This window comes from Pseudomonas sp. Marseille-QA0892 (assembly GCF_054950135.1).
Window position 1 is genome coordinate 1,983,101 of record NZ_CM143104.1, and the last position, 16,210, is coordinate 1,999,310.

Sequence of the window (16,210 nt, forward strand, 5' to 3'; positions counted from 1 at the left end):
ATCGAGGGCCACGGACCGCGGGGCCGGTTGGTTTAGATGAGCCGGGCCGCGACGAGAATGTCCGCGACTTGCTGAAAATAGCGATCGGGTAACGGGCTGCCTGCTGGGGCGCGCTGGGCGATGCCCTGTGCTAGCGCCGCATCCTGTGACTGCGGCAGGCCAAGGCTTGTCGCACGTTCGAGCAGTGCAGCGGATTGATCCGGTGCCGCACGGCAGACAACAACCGGCACTGGCGTCTGACCTCGCACGTAACGAAGTCCTACAGCCCACCCTCCGGCCTGGCCGATGACGAGGTTGGCGTGGTCCAGCCCTACCTTGGCGGTCGAATGCTGCATTTCCTGCCTAAGCTTGCGCCGCTCCCGTTTGATCAGCGGGTCACCCTCGGTGTCCTTGTGCTCGCGCTTGGTTTCGCTCTTCGTCATCTTCATCTCACGCTGGAACAGCCAGCGCTGAACGAGCACATCCAGGCCGCCGACCAACAGGAACGCAATCAGCGCGGTAATGACCAGTGGCGTCAGGAGTGCAGTGAAGGATGAATAGATGCAGGGAGCCCCGCATCGGGAAGATTCCATAAGTGCTTGCAGGCCCGTGCGATAGACGAGAACGAATGCGACGGCAACCAGCGAAACCTTGAAGAGCGACTTGAGGAATTCCGTGATGCTGCGCATCGAGAACATGCGCTTGAAGCCGGCCACCGGGTCGATACGTTTGGGGTCCGGCTTGATGGGCTCACCGGTGAACACCATTCCTCGCATGGTCACGATGTTCGTAAGAATGACCGTCGCAACCGTCGCGACGAGGATGGGTACCGTGGACGCCAGCAATAGCCCTGTGGCTTCGGCCTGCAGCCTTGGCCAGACGCTTGCGAACGGCTCGACATAGATACGGCCTACGAGGAACAGGAACTGGCGGACGCGACCTTCGATATCCGCCACGAGCCAGGTGACGCAAAGCGTGCACACCAGCATGACCATGGCCGTAACCATGTCCTGGCTCTTGGAGAGCTGCCCTTTCTGCCGGGCCTCGCGCAGTTTCTTTTCGGAGGCCGGCTGGGATTTTTCTTCGCTTTTATCGCTCATGGACAACGTGGCCGGTGACGGAATACCAATTGGCCGACAGCGTTCGAAACACCATCGGCCGGACGCTGCACATCATTCAATTCGCTGGTAGCCGGGTGCACGCTTAAGGGGCCTGCCTTCCTCACCGGCACGGCGGCGGCCGTTTACAGACGCCTCGTTCGGCGCTTTGGGTGTGTGGAAGGTCAGTCGAGCGGGCCGTATTTTGCAGCGGACGATATCAACGGCGATTTCGCCTGGATGGCCTATCGCGATGCACTCATGACGTAGCGGGGGCTGGGTGTCCGGCTGTGCATAGGCGTATGGCGTCTCCTCCTTCCGGCCGGCCCGCTTGGCCAGCGGGAAGAACCGCCCGGCCACCCCGGATGCGCCGGTACGTCCGGATGGTTTGACACACGACACTGGGCTCATGGAATGCTCCGCTTCTTATCGAATTCGGAGCCAGACAACAGCGACTGGGCGCTACAGGCTCGGCGGGCCGTATAGGCCCGCTCGCGGCTCGCATACCCCTGCGTATGCCGCTCGTTGAGGCCACTATGGGGCCTGTCGGTTACGACCTGATTGCAGGTACGTTAAATCGCTACTCGGCGCTCCAACGTGGTATGCAGCGCCTTGGCCTGGATGAGCGCCCATTCAAGGAACGCCGAGCCATTCAGTGGCTGGCTGATAAGGTACCCCTGCAGATGGTCGCAGGCGCGTTCGCTCAGGAATCGGCGCTGAACCGGCGTTTCCACGCCCTCGGCCGTCACGGTGATGCCGAGCGAATGGGCCAGCGTGATAACCGCGGAAGCGATCGCATCATCGTCTGCATCGACCGTGAGGTCCTGAACGAAACTGCGATCAAGCTTGAGCGTGTCCACAGCAAATCGCTTGAGATAGGACAGGGACGAGTATCCGGTCCCGAAGTCATCGATGGCGACCCTGACGCCGAGATCATTCAGCTCGAGCAGAGCGGCTGCGCTTCCCCGATCATCTAGCAGGACACTTTCCGTAATCTCGACTTCGAGCAGCTCGGGCTGCAGACCGGTGCGAGCCAGGATGTCCTTTACGTTAACGGTGAACTCCGGCTGCCGTAGCTGGCAAACAGAGAGGTTCACTGCGACCCTGACGCCGCCCAGCCCATGGCGCTGCCATTCCATTGCGGCAGCACAGGCCTGTTCCATGACCCAGCGGCCGACAGAAACGATGAGCTGGGAAGCCTCAAGCAGTGGAATGAATTCAGTCGGCGCGATAGGCCCCCATTCCGAATCCCATCGCAACAGGGCCTCCGCGCTGACGAGCCGGCCCGAGGCGGTATGCAGCTGCGGTTGGAACACGACGCGAAACTCACCGCGGTCAAGCGCAGTACGCAGCCCGTTTTCCAGCTGAAAACGACGGTGCGCTTGTTTGTTGAGCTCCGCCGTATAGAAGAAGTAGCCGTTACGGCCCTGTTCCTTTGCCTGATACATCGCCGCATCGGCACATTTCAGGAGAGTCTCCACATCTTGCGCATCGCCGGGATACAGCGTGATACCGATACTTGTGGAGACCGAAATGGAACGGCCCGCCAGCTCGAAGGGTTCGCTGAAGCGTTCGCCGATCTTTTCCGCCACGACCGCGGCCTGTTGCGGTTCGCGAAGCTCTTCCAGGATGACGGTGAACTCGTCTCCTCCCAATCGGGCGACCGTGTCGGAACGACGAACGAGGCCAGAAAGGCGTTCGGCTACCTGTTGGAGCAACTCATCGCCGGCAGCATGGCCCAGCGCGTCGTTGATCCACTTGAAGCGATCCAGATCAAGGAACAGCAGGCCGACCGACGCGCCCTTTCGGTCCGCCTGAAGCACAGCGTGTTCGAGCCGGTCCTGGAAGAGATAGCGGTTGGGCAGCTGCGTCAAATGGTCGAAGCTGGCGAGATGGGCCAGGCGCGCCTCGGTCATCCGTCGCTGCGTGATGTCCTGCATCGTACCCACGGCGTGACGTTCACCGTTCTCCGGGTCGCGGTAATGCTCGCCCTGCAGTTCGATCACCCGAGGTTCGCCGTGAGCGTCCTTTAGGTGAAGCTCCAGCGTGGTGGGCTGGCTACCGTGGCCCAGTCGGAAGAAGTCCCGCAACTGCGCCGCGGGCTCGGCGTCGACCACCGCCATTACGGTGGCAAGCGGCGCTTGCGACATCGTATGGCTGAGGCCGAGCATCTGGTTAAGCTGAGGTGACCACGAAAGGACGTCGTCGCTCGCCTGCCATTCCCAGCTGCCGAGCCCGGCAATCTGCTGTGCGCGAATCATGACGCGACGGTTACGGCCAAGATCCCGCGCCATCGCCTTAAGCAGGTCAAGCACCATCCCAAGCCCAAGGTATCGGCCTGCCTCGTCGACCAGGATGAAATCCTCGGTGATCGGGTATTGCAGTTGCGCCGTGACCGCGTCGGCTGCGGCTTCGAGCGGCGTGCCGAGTGGAAGGACCAATGGGTTGGTATTCATGATGTCGGTGACCGGCCGCCGCTCCCAGAGGTCTCGGCCGTAGCGTGTCATGAAGATATCCTGCAACCGATAGCGGCTGATCAGCCCTACCGGACGTCCCCCACTATCGACCACCGGCAGGCAGAGAAAACGCTTGCTCTGCGCGGTCATCAGCTTGTCCGCCACCGCACTGATGCTCAACGACGGGTGTAACGGATCGACAGGCTTGAGCAGCGGAGCGAGATCCATCCAGAGTGACCATCAGGGAATACATGACGGTCGCATTAGAGCAGAATCATATTGCCATCATGTGACAGTGTTCAACTTTTGGTCCACAAGGGAATGTTGGTACCCATGGCTTCCGGCGATACAGGCGCGTACCGGCCGGCGCCTTGGCGGCTGCCGTTTATGACCGGCTAGAAGATCAGGCTCGAAGCAACCAGGGCTCAACAAAAGAAGTGCCCAGCGCATCGAGCCGGAACGGCTACAGGTCCGCTCCGACTGTTACGCGGCCGACTCAGTAGTATTGGTTGCCGCCCGGATAGCCATCCGGCAGCGCCTGTCCCTGATCGAGCAGGTCGGCGTAGAAGTTGACCTTCTCCACGTAATTCATGGTCCCAAAACCGGTCGTGGATCGGGTGTGATCGGTTGGATCGACGGATAAAGGCCCTGAGTTGTACGCGCGAAGAGCGAGGTCCCAGTTACCGAATTGCTCGAACTGCTCCTGTAAATACAGCGCGCCGCCCATGATGTTGTTGCGCGGGTCGGACGCATCACCGCTCAGGAGTTCGGGATTGCGGTTCTGTAGATCCGCATAGGTCTGCGGGTTGATCTGCATCAGGCCCGTATCGGTCAGGCCATTTTCGCCATTCACCGTGCCTGCGGACGCGATGCCTTTCGACTCATCCCAGATCACCGCAGCCAACAGATTGGGCGGCACACCGGTCGCGTCCGAGGCGGCAAGGATGTCCTCGCGATACGGCTCGAGGGCGCCGAGGTTATCGCTCAGCGGCCCGGATGCGCTGGTAGGTAGCGGTGCGTTCACATCGTAATCGATGTATGAGACGTCATCGGCTCTCGGCGCAGCATCGCGGGCCTCGCCCGTCCCGGACGGCTGCGGTGCGTCTACGGAGTTCACACCTTGCGGCGTGTCCATCCCCATGGCCTGCATCGTGACGCGTGCCTGCTCGAGCTCGGCCTCGAAGTGCTGGCGGGTTGCGTCGTCTACGGCGGCGTCGCGCCGTTCCGTCCGATCCGCAACGAATGACTCCCAACCTGACACCTGCGTATCTACCTTCATGTCGTGCTCCCCTGGTGCTGCGATGGCGTACCTGCCGTCAGCCACCTCAATATGGAATGTCAGCAAACACTCTGGGAGACGACCCCGATCACCCGACTTCAGCTGCCTTCAAGGCTGACAGCCCAGTGTTTCGTCCCAATTACACGTGCGCTAAATGCACCAAGCTCACCCGCACTCAAAACACAGGTGGTCACAATGTAGAGGGGCAACGCTTTAGCACTGCATGAAAGCGCTGACCCTGGGTCGCGTTCACTCACCCACCGCAGCCATCGCATCGCTCAAGCGGCTGAATGACGCCGGCAAATCGCCCAATAGCCCAAACAGAAACGGCAGTAGGAAGGCCGCATAGGCCGTTAGCAGAACGGCGAACAGCAGGTTTTTCACCGGCAATGACAGGTCAAACACATGCAACTGCGGCGCCATACGCGACAGGTAGGCAAGCATCAGGTCCGCGACCAGCAGCGCAATCACCAACGGTGCGACCATCATGACGCCGATGTACATCATCTGATCCAGCAGGTGCAGAATCTGTAACGCCGATGTGTCGCTGAACATGGGCACGAACGCAAGTGCTGGCCAGAGGTGATAGCTGTGGTAGAAACCTTCCAGCATTGCCGTGAAGCAGCCGCTCATGAAGAACAGCGCGATCAGCACGACACTCAAAAAGGTCGACATCACGCTTGACTCGCCAATGCTCAGCGGGTCCAGCAACTGCGCCATGGTCGAACCGCGCTGCAGGTCGATGAGCTCACCCGCCACCTCCGCCGCCCAGAACGGAATCCCGAAGATCAACCCGATTACGAGGCCAATTACCAGCTCTTTCATCAACAGGCCAGCGTAGGTCAACGCGGAGGGCGACGGCATGTCGCCCAGCGCGATGAATACCGTAGGTGCAATCGGGATCGATATCACCACGGCAACAACGGACCGAAGCATCCCGGACAGACCCAGGCGGTTGAACGCGGGCGTGATCAACACCAACCCCAAAGAGCGCGCGACAGCCAGTCCGAACGCACTTAGCATCGGGTAAGCGAGATCGAACAGCGCGTCGGCAAACTCCGGATTCATGGCCGGTCAGCGGGTCCAGGTCGGAAAGCGGTCGAGCATGTCGCTGGCCAGGTTCACGACCTGGCCGCCCAACAACGGACCAACCACGATCAGGACCAGCAATACGGCAACGAGCTTGACCGCCTGGGGCAACGTCTGGTCCTGAATCTGCGTCAACGCCTGCAGAAGCCCTACCCCTAGCCCGACAAAGATGGCCACCCCCAGCGCGGGGGCAGACAACAGCAAGACCGTGAGCAACGCATCCTGCACAACGGACAGAAAGTCGGCCTGCCCCATGTCAGCCTCCGTAGCTCATGATCAAGCCGTGCATCAGCCGCGACCAGCCATCCACCGCAACGAAGAGGAAGATCTTCAACGGGATGGAAATCAACGTCGGCGACACCATCATCATGCCCATCGCCATCAGCACATTGGAGACGATGAGGTCGATGACAAGGAACGGGATGTAAAGCAAAAAGCCGATCTCGAATGCGCGAGTAAGCTCCGAACTCACGAAGGCCGGGATCAGTACCACCAGGTCATCATCCCTGAGATCCGCCCGAGCCTCTTCCGACCAGACACTTTCGGTGGCCTGCAGGAAGAACGCCCGCTCGTTCGGTTCGGCATATCGGGACAGGTGCGCCTGAAGCGGCCCGCGCAGCGTATCCGCCGTATCGCGCATATCGTCCACGCTCTGAAGGTTGAGCGGCCTGTCTTCGAATTGGCGGAACATCTCGCCCGCCACTGGCGTGGTCACGTAGACCGCAAGGATCAGCGCGATACCGTAGAGCACCAGGTTTGGCGGCGTTTGCTGCACACCCAACGCATTGCGGATGAGGAACAGCACCACCGAGATTTTCAGGAAACCCGTTAGGGTCACTACCGCCAACGGCACCAGGCCAATGGTCGAAACAACGAGGATGATCTCGATCAGGTTGGGTTGGTAATCATTCATCGGATGCGAAGCTCGTCACCCTGACGCCCAGACCTGTTCCGAGCTTCACCAGCTCGCCCCGGCCGACACACTGGCCGTTGGCGACGAGACGAACCGGGTCGGACAGGTCGCCGCCGATTGCCAGCACACTGCCCTCACCTAACGCCTTGAGATCGCCCAGCGCAATTTCGATTCGACCGATCTCGCAAACAAGCCGTACCGGTACATCATCGAACGGTTCCTTTTGTTCTCTGGACTCAAACGACGCAGGCATGGACAACTCCTCACTTCTGGATAGCGGTACAAGCGCACCGGTCAGCCGCAGGCGGCCAGGCTCGGCAAGCGCACACGGGGCGCGATAGCGCTGGGATAGGTTCAGTTGGTAGGCGCTGGCTGGGCGCTCGAGCATCACCACATCGCCGGGGCGCAGGCTTCTCAGGTCCGCCAGCGTGAGGTGCTGCCAGCCAACTTCTGCGCAGGCCTCAATCGGCAAGGCATGCGGGAGGACATTCTCTGCTGGCAAATCCTCCAGCATGTCGGCCAGCCGCGTTGCGGCCCAGGCTTCGCACTCCAGCCACAGTCGGACAGCCGACGCATCAGAGGTCTCGCCTACCCTGAAGCCGAGCGTAACGGGCTCCATGACAGGCTCTGAAGGCGCGTCCAGTTCGAAGCGGATGGTCATTCCCAGTCGCGCCTCCAGTGCCTCTATTGCCGGCAGCATGGCGACCTCGAACAACAGGCCCTGGAGATGGGGCGCCGCGCCCAGCCAATCGAAGCCAAATGTCGTGGTCAGCAGATCACAGGCTTCAGGCGACAATCGAAGACGCGCATGAGCGCTGTCTAGGCGGACAGACAGAGAGATGGCGCCCGTCGTGTCAGGCGCTGCGAACGAGGCCTGCAACAGCAATGAGCGGTCTGCGACCGACAAGGCTATGGGCGTCCTTGGCCGGTACAGCCGATTGTAGAGCTTGGCCAGGGCCGCCGGGGTTTCGATCAGCTCATCGAGGTAAGCGGTAGTGCGATTTGGAGAGGCAACGAATCCGTTCTGCAGCATGCTTAATGGCGATCCTTCCAGACCTGAATCGGCTGCGGCAGCATGTCGTCTTCTTCACGAAGCTGCGCCCGTTGGACAGCGCGAATTCGGTGTTGGTCGCGCAGCGTCTCAAGCGCCAGGAGGCGACGCTGCCGGGCAGCATACGTACGCATCGCTTCGTGTCGATCCGAATCCGCTGATTGAAGCGTGGCATCGGCCTCGGCCAATTGCCCAGCGAGGGTATCGCGTTCCAGGGCTTGCATCGCCTCGCGTGCTTCGTGACGAGCCAGCGCTACATGGTCGATCCGCCCGCCCATGAACTCATCCCAGGCCGACGCTTGTGCGTCGTCCAATGCGCTACGCTGTTGCCGAGCCCATGCATCGAGCGTTTCGCAGGCGTGTTTCGCTTTATGAAAAGTCTGCACGCGCCGGGCCAATACAGCTGAAGCCGCCCGCTCCCGCCCGGCAGCCAGAGAATGCAATCGATCGAGCCAATTCGGGTTCATTTCACAATCTCCATCATGGCCTGCAGCGTCTCGCTTGCGGTCGAGCGCTCGGCGGCGGTTTGCTTGAGGAAGCCTTGTAGCGCGGCATATCGATCTATGGCGGCGTCCGTCTCCGGATCCGTGCCCTTGCGGTATTCACCGACTTGCAGCAGCAATTCGATCTCTTCGTAACGGGCAAGCGTGTCGCGTAGCTTGGCAGCGGCGTGTCGCTGCATGGGGCGTGTTACCACGTCCATCAGGCGACTGCGACTGCGCAGCACATCGATGGCCGGGAAGTGGTTGCGCGCTGCGAGCTTGCTGCTGAGGACGATGTGGCCATCGAGAATGGACATCACCTCTTCCGCGACCGGGTCGAGGGTGCCGTCTCCTTCTGTCAGCACCGTATAAAGGCCTGTGATGGAGCCGCATTCGCCGGGACCTGCTCGCTCGAGCAACCGGGGCAGCGCCGCGAAGAGTGACGGCGGGAACCCCCGTCGGGTCGGCGGCTCGCCCGCTGCGAGGCCGATTTCCCGTTGCGCCCTGGCGAAACGCGTCACGCTGTCCATCAGCAGGAGCACGCCCTTGCCCTGGTCGCGAAAGTATTCTGCAATGCGCGTCGCCACATAGGCCGCCTTCACCCGCTCCATGGCCGGTCGATCGGACGTGGCGACGACCGTAATCGTCTTCAGGCGGGCCGCCGGCTCGAGGTGGCGCTCCAGCAATTCACGCACTTCACGGCCGCGCTCACCGATGAGTGCCAGCACGATCACATCGGCGTCCGTCCCTTTGACCATGCTGGAAAGCAGTGAGGACTTACCGGCACCCGGTTCGCCGAATAGGCCTACGCGCTGGCCACGGGCGACGGTCAACAGGCCATCAACCGCGCGGACACCCAGCTGCAGCGGCTCTTCGATCAATTGCCGCGACATGGCCGCCGGTGGTTCCGCATGGATGGGATAACGCGGCAACAGCGCCATCGCCTCACGCTGCCGATCGGTACCGTCCATAAGATTGCCGAGCGGGTCCATGGTGGCGCCCAACAGCGCTTCGCCGATGGGCACTCTGAGCACGTCTCCGGTCGTCACGACTTCGCAACGTGTCGAGATGCCGTGCAGATCGCCGATAGGCGTCAGGATCGCCTCATCGTCCACAAAGCCGACAACCTCGGCCGGCACGCTGCGGCCGGTCAATGGATCGCGCAGATGGCAGAGTTCACCAATGCGCGCCATCGGGACGCTGGCGTGGACCATGACGCCATTCACGCGTCGAACCCGGCCTCTTTCCTGCCTGGGCTGGGCCGTTTCTGCACGCTCGTGGAGGCGCGGCATGAGGTTGTCCAGCTGTGGCAGGAACGAGACCCGGTTCATGCCGCTTTGCTCTCCGCCGTACGGAGCGTGCCCAGCAGCTGGTCCAGCTGGGACTCGAGGTCAAGGTCGACGACCGCGAACGGTCCCACGAGGGTGGCCTGTACGCCCTCGAGCTGGGGGTCAGAGACGATCCGGGGCACATCTGCCATCGGCAAGGCGGCCTCAAGCCTCGCCTGGACGGGTTCGGCCCATTCGGGCGGGACATGCAGGCTTAGGCCCTGCTTGTCGCGATAGCCTTGTAACGCACGGGCTGCCAATCCAGCGATGACATCGGGCTTGGGTTGTTCGAGCACGAGTTGGCGAACCAGCGTGACGGCCAGCTCCGCCATCTGTCCTTCCAGACCCGAGACGTAGCTGTCCAGGCGGGCACGTGCCCGGGCAAGCAGCTCGGCCGCCGCGTACCGCCCCACCTGCAAGCCTTCTGCATGGGCTTGTGCAAAACGAGCTTCGGCTTCCTGCTCGGCCTCTTCACGAATTCGGCTTGCCTCACGGTGTGCTTCTTCGAGGAACGCGAAGCCATCGGTCCAGCAATCGACGTGCTCGGACCGAATAATGGGGCCGGCTGGTCGGTTCGGTAATGCCTGGGTCATCAACTTTCCTCTGCAGTGAGCCATTCCCTTGCAAGGGCCCGGACAATTTCTGGCCCCTTGGATCGTACGGCGTCGCTCAAAGGCGGCTTGCCGCCCGAGTCGCTCGCGTCCATACGGAGCCAGCCCGCAAGCGCTGGCGGCAACTCCCGGCGCCATGCCTCGATGCACGCCTCGCCGTCACGCTCGATACCGGCTTGTAACGCATCCATGTCTGTCATCCGCTCGACGGCCAGTCCGAGATGGCGAAGGCGGAGCGCGCGCTCCAGCACCTCGCTACCGAAACGCTCCCTCAAGGCACGCACCTTGGCTGCCTCAACGATGGTGGTGAACGCCTGTGCGTACAGCACCGTGCCGCATGCGAGCGCGAACGTCTTCTTCGCATCGTCGCTGGCAAGGAGAACGAACCGAGCGGCCGGGTCGGCCTGGAAGGCGACTGCAGGGTCACCCAGTTCGAAGTGTCGCTCGATGACCCGCATGAGCCTGGGGTGAAAGCGCGGCGCGTCGAGGAGGCGTTGCGCTACATCGCTCGGCACATTTGCCGGCTCGAAACACTGCGCCAGGCGATCCGGCGCGAGCTTCATCAATACCCGTTCGATATCGGGCGACGCCCACTCGCGCGCGGTTTCTGGATAGGGACTCATGACGTAACCGTCAGCGCATAGGTCCGTGGACCGGAGGGCCGACGAACGAGCACGTATACGAGTGAACCCGCCAGCCCGAGCAAAGCGAGCAGGCCAAGACCGAACAGCCATTGGGCACGTGCAAGGCTATCCGCCTGCAACGTCATACCCAGAAAAGACGTCAGTGGTACTTCCGGGACGGCGACGCGTGCCGGCGCCTCCACGGGAATGACCGAGACGCCGTCGTAACCAAGGCCGGAAATACCATTGGCCACGAGCGTCTTGACCTGCGGAATCAGCCGGTTGATGTCGAGTGATGGGTCATAGCGAATGAACACCGAAGCTGATGAAGGCACCGCATCTCGCCGGAGCAGGTCGTTGTCGGGCAGAACGACATGCACGCGTGCCGAGAGCACGCCATCCACCTGGGAAACCGTATGGGAAAGCTCCTGGCTCAGTGCATAGATCATCTGCGCCTTCTCCTGCACCGGGGACGAGACCAGCCCATTGCTCTGGAACACATCGCCCAGGTTGGCAAAGTTGCGCTCAGGCAGGCCGGCCGCTTCGAGCAGGTCCATCGCCTCGGCGAAGCGTTGCTTATCCACGGTGACGGTCGATGTACCGTCCTTTTGCGTCACACGGTCGGCAGAAATGCCCTGCGCCAACAGTGTCGAGACGATGCGATTGGCTTCGCGCTGCTGCAGTCCGCTGTAAAGCTCGGTATCGCAGCCCTGAAGCAATGCTGCACAGAGGGCAATCAGCGTGACACGTTGCCAGGCGGCCTTGAAAAAATGGTTGGCGATGCGCATCGGTCACTGACCACGCAGGAGTGTGTTGGCCGCACCGGAAACCTGCGTCGCGCCGCGCACGACCATCTGGGTTTCGATCGCATGATCGAACATGCGGCTAAGCGAGCCGACAACCTGCTCGATCTGGTTGTCCTGAAGCTTTGCCGGAGCCTCTCCGGCTGGCTTGGCGTTGACAGGCGAGTCCAGCAGTGGCGATGGCTTGCCCATCTCATTGGCGCGCTCGGTGAAATTCTTGGCACGCGCCAGGAAGCCATCGAGGTTGTTCAACAGCCCCTCGCCCAGCTGCGTCGGGCTGGCACCCTGCGCCTGGCCCTGCGCTTGCTGCGCCATGTGTTCGAACAGATTCTGTGACGCCAACTCCTGCCCATGTACTGCAGGGGTGGCGACTTCGATGGTTGGCGTCATGGAGCGCTCCTACGGTGGCGGTCGGCTTATTCGTCCGACATGGCTTCGTTCAGGATGTCGTTAGCGCGCGGCATGATGATCATCTGGCCGCCAACGGTGATAGCACCGGTAATGAGCTGCTCTTCGAACTCAGCATCCGAGAGCTCGGTGGAAGCGTTTTCAATCGCGTCATTGAAGCTCTGCTCGTTGATGGGCGCGCCCGAAGCGTTGGTGATCGAGCTGGTATCGACAGGGTTGATGGACATGGGTCTCTCCTTTTTTGAGGGTGCCGGATGGCACGGGTCGGTGGGTCAGCTTCTATCGCTGACGACCTCCGTCTGTGCACCGCCGCGGAACACACGGATGCCATATTCGGCGTTGCGCGTGACCGGACGAGAAGGCTTGAGCGCATCGATCCGCTGTTGAACACGCTCGAGGTAACCGGCAGGACCTGAGGCTTCAAGCGCGCCATCGCCATTGAGACGTGCCGATACCAGCGGGCTGGCCTCCCGGGCAAGGCCATCGAGTGTGTGACGAAGTGCACCGGCGTCCACGCCGCGCACGTCGTAGCGCCGATTCGTAACAGAAGAAGCACTATCGACCATCAGGACGGCGCCGTCTTGGTACCAGACCAGTCCGTTCGCAGTCGCGACACGGGTCAGGAACTCACCGGCGGTATCCGCGCGGGTATTGCCGCGGACCTTGCCTTCGACGGACCTGGAGAGGACAACTGGAATACCGAGGTTGCGGCCCAACTCGGTCAGTACGCCGCGTACGTCCTGATCGATGACGCGGTACGCGTAGGGCTGGTCGCGCCAATCGTCCGCAGCAGTGGCAATGCCGGAAAGACTCAGCATAAGCGCAGCGATAGCGGGCGTTAGCCGGCAGGCACGAGCGAGGGTGTCGAGGCAGTACGAATGCATGATCCCTTCCCTTCAGCCGCATGAAAGCAGCCTCATTGGAAACAAGGTCCATCCTGGTACGAGCGACGACATCGGCGGCGTCCTGCTGCCGAAACGCTGGCCGGGCGACGATGCTGCCCGGCTTTGGAATGAGGCCAGTATCCAATCACTGCATGACAGGTTGATTGCAGGAAAACGACGCCTCGTAATGGCGGGATGGCGCACACCTGCCAGTGCGCTTCCAGGGGTTACAGTCACATACCTGTCATCTTCCTCTGGCCCAATCGAGCGCTCATCAGCCTATGGGAGAACGACGTTGCTGCGCCTGAATCGCACTTTTTCGAGCCTTGGCCTGATCGCTTTCACACTCGCAGGATGCGCATCCCACCCCTCGCTGGACGGTGATCAACAACGGCTGATGGCGTTGGCGGCTCAAGTGCAACAAGGTGGCGACCCCGCCTCCGCCGCTGCTCTCTATGAGCGCGCTGCAGACGCCAGCGACCAGGCCCCGGATGTCATGATCGCGCTGGGTAATGCCCGGCTCCGCGCGGGGGATTCGGCGGGTGCGTCCGAAGCATTCAAAGTCGCGTTGCGCAAACGCGAAAACGATCCAAATGCCCTGCTCGGGCTGGGGACGGCCGAATTGGGTTTCGGGCAGTACGACCGCGCCGCGCGAACCCTGGGCGCAGCCGCAGTCGCCATCGATAATGCACAGGTCTACAACCGGCTTGGCACCGCCCAGGCACTCGCTGGCGATTTCGAGTCGGCGCTCATTTCCTATGCCCAGGCGGCCCGTCACGAGCCCGGTAACCTGGATATCCGCAGCAACCATGCGCTCACGCTCGCGCTGGCCGGCCGGCATGCCGAAGCGGTGAAGGAGATGGACACGGTTGCAAGCTCGCCGCTCGCCGAGGCGCATCATGCCAAGCAGTTGATGCTGGTTTATCTCCTTGCGGGTGACATGCCGCATGCTCGCCAAGCCCTCAGCGGCCTTACCGAAGCCGACCGAGAACGGCTGCTGCGCGAAGCATCACGCATCGGCTCGCTTACAGATCCCGCTCAGAAAGCACAGGCGGTTGGAGTGTTGTCGACCCGTTAGCGTCACGTTGAAAAGTCTTCGCCGGTTTCCGCCCTAAGGTGCAGTCGATTGGGTGACATCGCGCTGAGGGCCGTAGGGTGGATTAGCTAACGGCGTAATCCACCGTTCCATGCGTCAGTGCACTATAGCGATGTTCCCTTTTACCACCGGCCCCTTGGGATATCGCCTGCTCGGCGATTTGGTGACCAGCAAGCCAGCGTCAACAGGAATCAGGCCCGTAGGGTGGATTAGCCAACGGCGTAATCCACCGTTTACCGCGTACGCGCCACTATCACGATGTTCGCTCGTATTACCGGACCGTTGAGATATCACCTGCTCGGCGATCTGATTGCCAGCAACCCGCGTCGACAGAGAATCGGTCCGTGGGTCCAAAGCCGGCATCGCTTTTCCACGCGCACATAGAGGATAAGCAACGCGATTGGACGCGGGCCTGCCGACGGGTTGCGATCTGCTCTAACGAACCCCACCCGTTGCCGTTTCGGCTTCGGCCGTCATGTCAGCCTGGCGCTGTTGGCGGGCGGCCTCGTCTGGCAGCAGGTAGCGCTGGACAGCACGTCCTACGGGCGCTGCCAGCGCACTGCCGCCGTCCGAGCCTTTTCTCAGCTCTGCCGGGCGCTCAACCATCCGCATGAGGTTGAGCGCGTTGGCGCACCCTGGGGGCAATTGACGCGTGCTCCCCTCACCGGCTAATGCAACGCACGCATCGGGAAATGGCGTCCCGTGGGCAGGCAGGTTCGCCTGGTAATCCGCTGAATAGCGTGTTTGGGTCAGCTCGGTCTGGCAGCCTGCCAGTGACAGCAGTGCACAAACCCCTAAACCCCAACCCTTGCGCTCAATCCACATTGAATCCGAACTCCGATCGCGTTAGACCCCGTCCCGCCATCTGCCAGGCCGGGTTGGTTTCGCTGCCGTCCAGCGGCGTGGCGAGGTCATGCTCTGCACGCGGCTGAACGAGGTACGGCGTGATCAGGATCACCAGCTCGGTCTCGTTCTGTTGGAATCGTTTGGAGCGGAACAGGTTGCCGAGTACGGGCATATCCCCGAGCAGCGGCAGCTTGTCCAGGTCTTGGCTGTTGTTGCGCTGAAACAGGCCGGCGATGGCGAAGGTCTGCCCGCTACCGACCTCGACGCTGGTATCGGCCCGACGCACCTGGAAGGTCGGAACGCTGATACCGACGATATCGACTGTGCTGTTGGCTGCCAGCGTGCTTACTTCGGGTCGTACCTGCAGCGCGATACGTCGGTCAGGAAGCAGTGTGGGCGTAAACATCAGCGAAACGCCGTAGGGTTTGTACTCGATGCCAACCAGGTCGCGGTTGACGGGTACGGGTACCGGGATTTCACCACCGGCGAGGAAGCTGGCCGTCTGCCCGCTCATGGCAGTGATGTTCGGCTCAGCGAGGATCTCCAGAATGCCGTTGCTTTGCAGCGCGTCCAGCAGCACGTCGACGTTGGCGTTGCTGGTCGAGAAGCCGCCGGCCAGCACGTTGGTGCCGCCGGCAGCGGCTGCGCGAGACAGCGGCCCGCCCGTGATGAGGCCGAATGAAAAATTGCCGGCATTGACCAGGGCATTCCAGTTCACGCCATAACTAAGCAGTTTGGAGCGCGAAACCTCAGCGAATCGCACCCGGATGTTCACCTGCGGCGTGCCTGCGAACCGGGCCAGATTCGTCGGCGGAGCCTCTGGGCTGGATTGGCTGGTCAAGCTGGACTCGAGCTGGACCGCTTGCTCCACTCTGTCGACTTTTCCGGTCGCGAGGGGGCTGCGACCTGCGAGACCGGACCGAACGCCCCCTGCATCCAGGCCGCTCAGAGACGGCGACACCTGCAGCTGCATTGATCCGCGTGTACGTTGGTCTTCACCCAATGCGATAAGGTTGGTCGTCCCACTGGCCTTGCCATAGATGTAGGCGACCCCGCGCGAAATGACCCGGATGTCTGCAATTTCCGGGTCCGCGACGAGTAACGATTCAACAGGCGTAGCGAAGCGCATGACCTTGCCTTCGCCCTGCGCCAGGGAAACCTGCTGGCCACTGGACGGATCGATCGTGACCTCCTGTGCGCGGGCAAGGCCAGAAAAGGTGATACAGGTGGATAGGCACAGCACGGCGAAATGGCGAATCTTCCTT

General features: G+C 61.8%; 19 protein-coding genes. 1 reads left to right on the forward strand and 18 read right to left on the reverse strand.

The annotated features are described in order from the left end of the window. Positions 1-32: 32 nt before the first annotated feature. The 16 genes from ACY8D3_RS09160 to ACY8D3_RS09235 form a co-directional block, all read right to left on the reverse strand. Positions 33-1,079, reverse strand: a complete 1,047-nt coding sequence (locus ACY8D3_RS09160) for an EscU/YscU/HrcU family type III secretion system export apparatus switch protein (protein ID WP_462383560.1) — start codon at positions 1,077-1,079, stop codon at positions 33-35. 72 nt (positions 1,080-1,151) lie between these two features. Next, positions 1,152-1,487: a hypothetical protein gene (locus tag ACY8D3_RS09165; RefSeq protein WP_462383562.1), complete on the reverse strand. Its 336-nt coding sequence runs from the start codon at positions 1,485-1,487 to the stop codon at positions 1,152-1,154. Between the two features lie 161 nt (positions 1,488-1,648). Beyond that, a complete protein-coding gene (locus ACY8D3_RS09170) occupies positions 1,649-3,760 on the reverse strand; it encodes an EAL domain-containing protein (protein WP_462383564.1) in 2,112 nt (703 codons plus the stop codon). Between the two features lie 268 nt (positions 3,761-4,028). Beyond that, complete coding sequence (locus ACY8D3_RS09175) at positions 4,029-4,811, reverse strand: lytic transglycosylase domain-containing protein (RefSeq protein ID WP_462383566.1); 783 nt, start codon at positions 4,809-4,811, stop codon at positions 4,029-4,031. A gap of 249 nt (positions 4,812-5,060) precedes the next feature. Then, a complete protein-coding gene (gene sctT / locus ACY8D3_RS09180; RefSeq protein ID WP_462383568.1) occupies positions 5,061-5,879 on the reverse strand; it encodes a type III secretion system export apparatus subunit SctT in 819 nt (272 codons plus the stop codon). Between the two features lie 6 nt (positions 5,880-5,885). After that, on the reverse strand, positions 5,886-6,155 hold the full coding sequence (sctS, locus tag ACY8D3_RS09185) for a type III secretion system export apparatus subunit SctS (RefSeq protein ID WP_462383570.1): 270 nt from the start codon (positions 6,153-6,155) through the stop codon (positions 5,886-5,888). A gap of 1 nt (position 6,156) precedes the next feature. Beyond that, positions 6,157-6,813 carry a type III secretion system export apparatus subunit SctR gene (gene sctR, locus ACY8D3_RS09190; RefSeq protein ID WP_462383572.1) on the reverse strand — a complete coding sequence of 219 codons (657 nt, stop codon included), beginning with the start codon at positions 6,811-6,813 and terminating at the stop codon, positions 6,157-6,159. Continuing rightward, the gene (gene sctQ / locus ACY8D3_RS09195; protein ID WP_462383574.1) at positions 6,806-7,846 is read right to left on the reverse strand and encodes a type III secretion system cytoplasmic ring protein SctQ; all 1,041 of its coding nucleotides are present in this window, start codon (positions 7,844-7,846) and stop codon (positions 6,806-6,808) included. Before sctQ ends, sctR begins: the two co-directional genes overlap by 8 nt. A gap of 2 nt (positions 7,847-7,848) precedes the next feature. Then, positions 7,849-8,331 carry a hypothetical protein gene (locus ACY8D3_RS09200; RefSeq protein ID WP_462383576.1) on the reverse strand — a complete coding sequence of 161 codons (483 nt, stop codon included), beginning with the start codon at positions 8,329-8,331 and terminating at the stop codon, positions 7,849-7,851. Beyond that, a complete protein-coding gene (locus tag ACY8D3_RS09205) occupies positions 8,328-9,677 on the reverse strand; it encodes a FliI/YscN family ATPase (protein WP_462383578.1) in 1,350 nt (449 codons plus the stop codon). The genes ACY8D3_RS09200 and ACY8D3_RS09205 overlap by 4 nt, the downstream gene beginning before the upstream one ends. Further along, entirely contained in the window at positions 9,674-10,267 is a 594-nt protein-coding gene (locus ACY8D3_RS09210) for a FliH/SctL family protein (protein ID WP_462383579.1), read from the reverse strand. The genes ACY8D3_RS09205 and ACY8D3_RS09210 overlap by 4 nt, the downstream gene beginning before the upstream one ends. Then, positions 10,267-10,908 carry a hypothetical protein gene (locus tag ACY8D3_RS09215; protein WP_462383581.1) on the reverse strand — a complete coding sequence of 214 codons (642 nt, stop codon included), beginning with the start codon at positions 10,906-10,908 and terminating at the stop codon, positions 10,267-10,269. The genes ACY8D3_RS09210 and ACY8D3_RS09215 overlap by 1 nt, the downstream gene beginning before the upstream one ends. Next, a complete protein-coding gene (gene sctJ / locus ACY8D3_RS09220) occupies positions 10,905-11,696 on the reverse strand; it encodes a type III secretion system inner membrane ring lipoprotein SctJ (protein ID WP_462383583.1) in 792 nt (263 codons plus the stop codon). Before sctJ ends, ACY8D3_RS09215 begins: the two co-directional genes overlap by 4 nt. A 3-nt stretch (positions 11,697-11,699) precedes the next feature. Beyond that, complete coding sequence (locus ACY8D3_RS09225; RefSeq protein WP_462384312.1) at positions 11,700-12,026, reverse strand: hypothetical protein; 327 nt, start codon at positions 12,024-12,026, stop codon at positions 11,700-11,702. A 101-nt stretch (positions 12,027-12,127) separates the two neighbouring features. Further along, positions 12,128-12,346: a hypothetical protein gene (locus tag ACY8D3_RS09230; protein WP_462383585.1), complete on the reverse strand. Its 219-nt coding sequence runs from the start codon at positions 12,344-12,346 to the stop codon at positions 12,128-12,130. A gap of 45 nt (positions 12,347-12,391) precedes the next feature. Continuing rightward, entirely contained in the window at positions 12,392-13,003 is a 612-nt protein-coding gene (locus ACY8D3_RS09235) for a type III secretion protein (RefSeq protein ID WP_462383587.1), read from the reverse strand. Here ACY8D3_RS09235 and ACY8D3_RS09240 point away from each other — a divergent pair. Further along, complete coding sequence (locus tag ACY8D3_RS09240) at positions 13,002-14,081, forward strand: tetratricopeptide repeat protein (protein ID WP_462383589.1); 1,080 nt, start codon at positions 13,002-13,004, stop codon at positions 14,079-14,081. The genes ACY8D3_RS09235 and ACY8D3_RS09240 overlap by 2 nt on opposite strands. 453 nt (positions 14,082-14,534) lie before the next feature. Here the strand turns inward: ACY8D3_RS09240 and ACY8D3_RS09245 are convergent, their stop codons facing one another. Together ACY8D3_RS09245 and ACY8D3_RS09250 are read right to left on the reverse strand one after the other, a co-directional pair. Further along, positions 14,535-14,924, reverse strand: a complete 390-nt coding sequence (locus ACY8D3_RS09245; RefSeq protein ID WP_462383591.1) for a hypothetical protein — start codon at positions 14,922-14,924, stop codon at positions 14,535-14,537. Continuing rightward, positions 14,914-16,188, reverse strand: a complete 1,275-nt coding sequence (locus ACY8D3_RS09250) for a type II and III secretion system protein family protein (protein ID WP_462384314.1) — start codon at positions 16,186-16,188, stop codon at positions 14,914-14,916. Before ACY8D3_RS09250 ends, ACY8D3_RS09245 begins: the two co-directional genes overlap by 11 nt. Between the last annotated feature and the right edge of the window lie 22 nt (positions 16,189-16,210).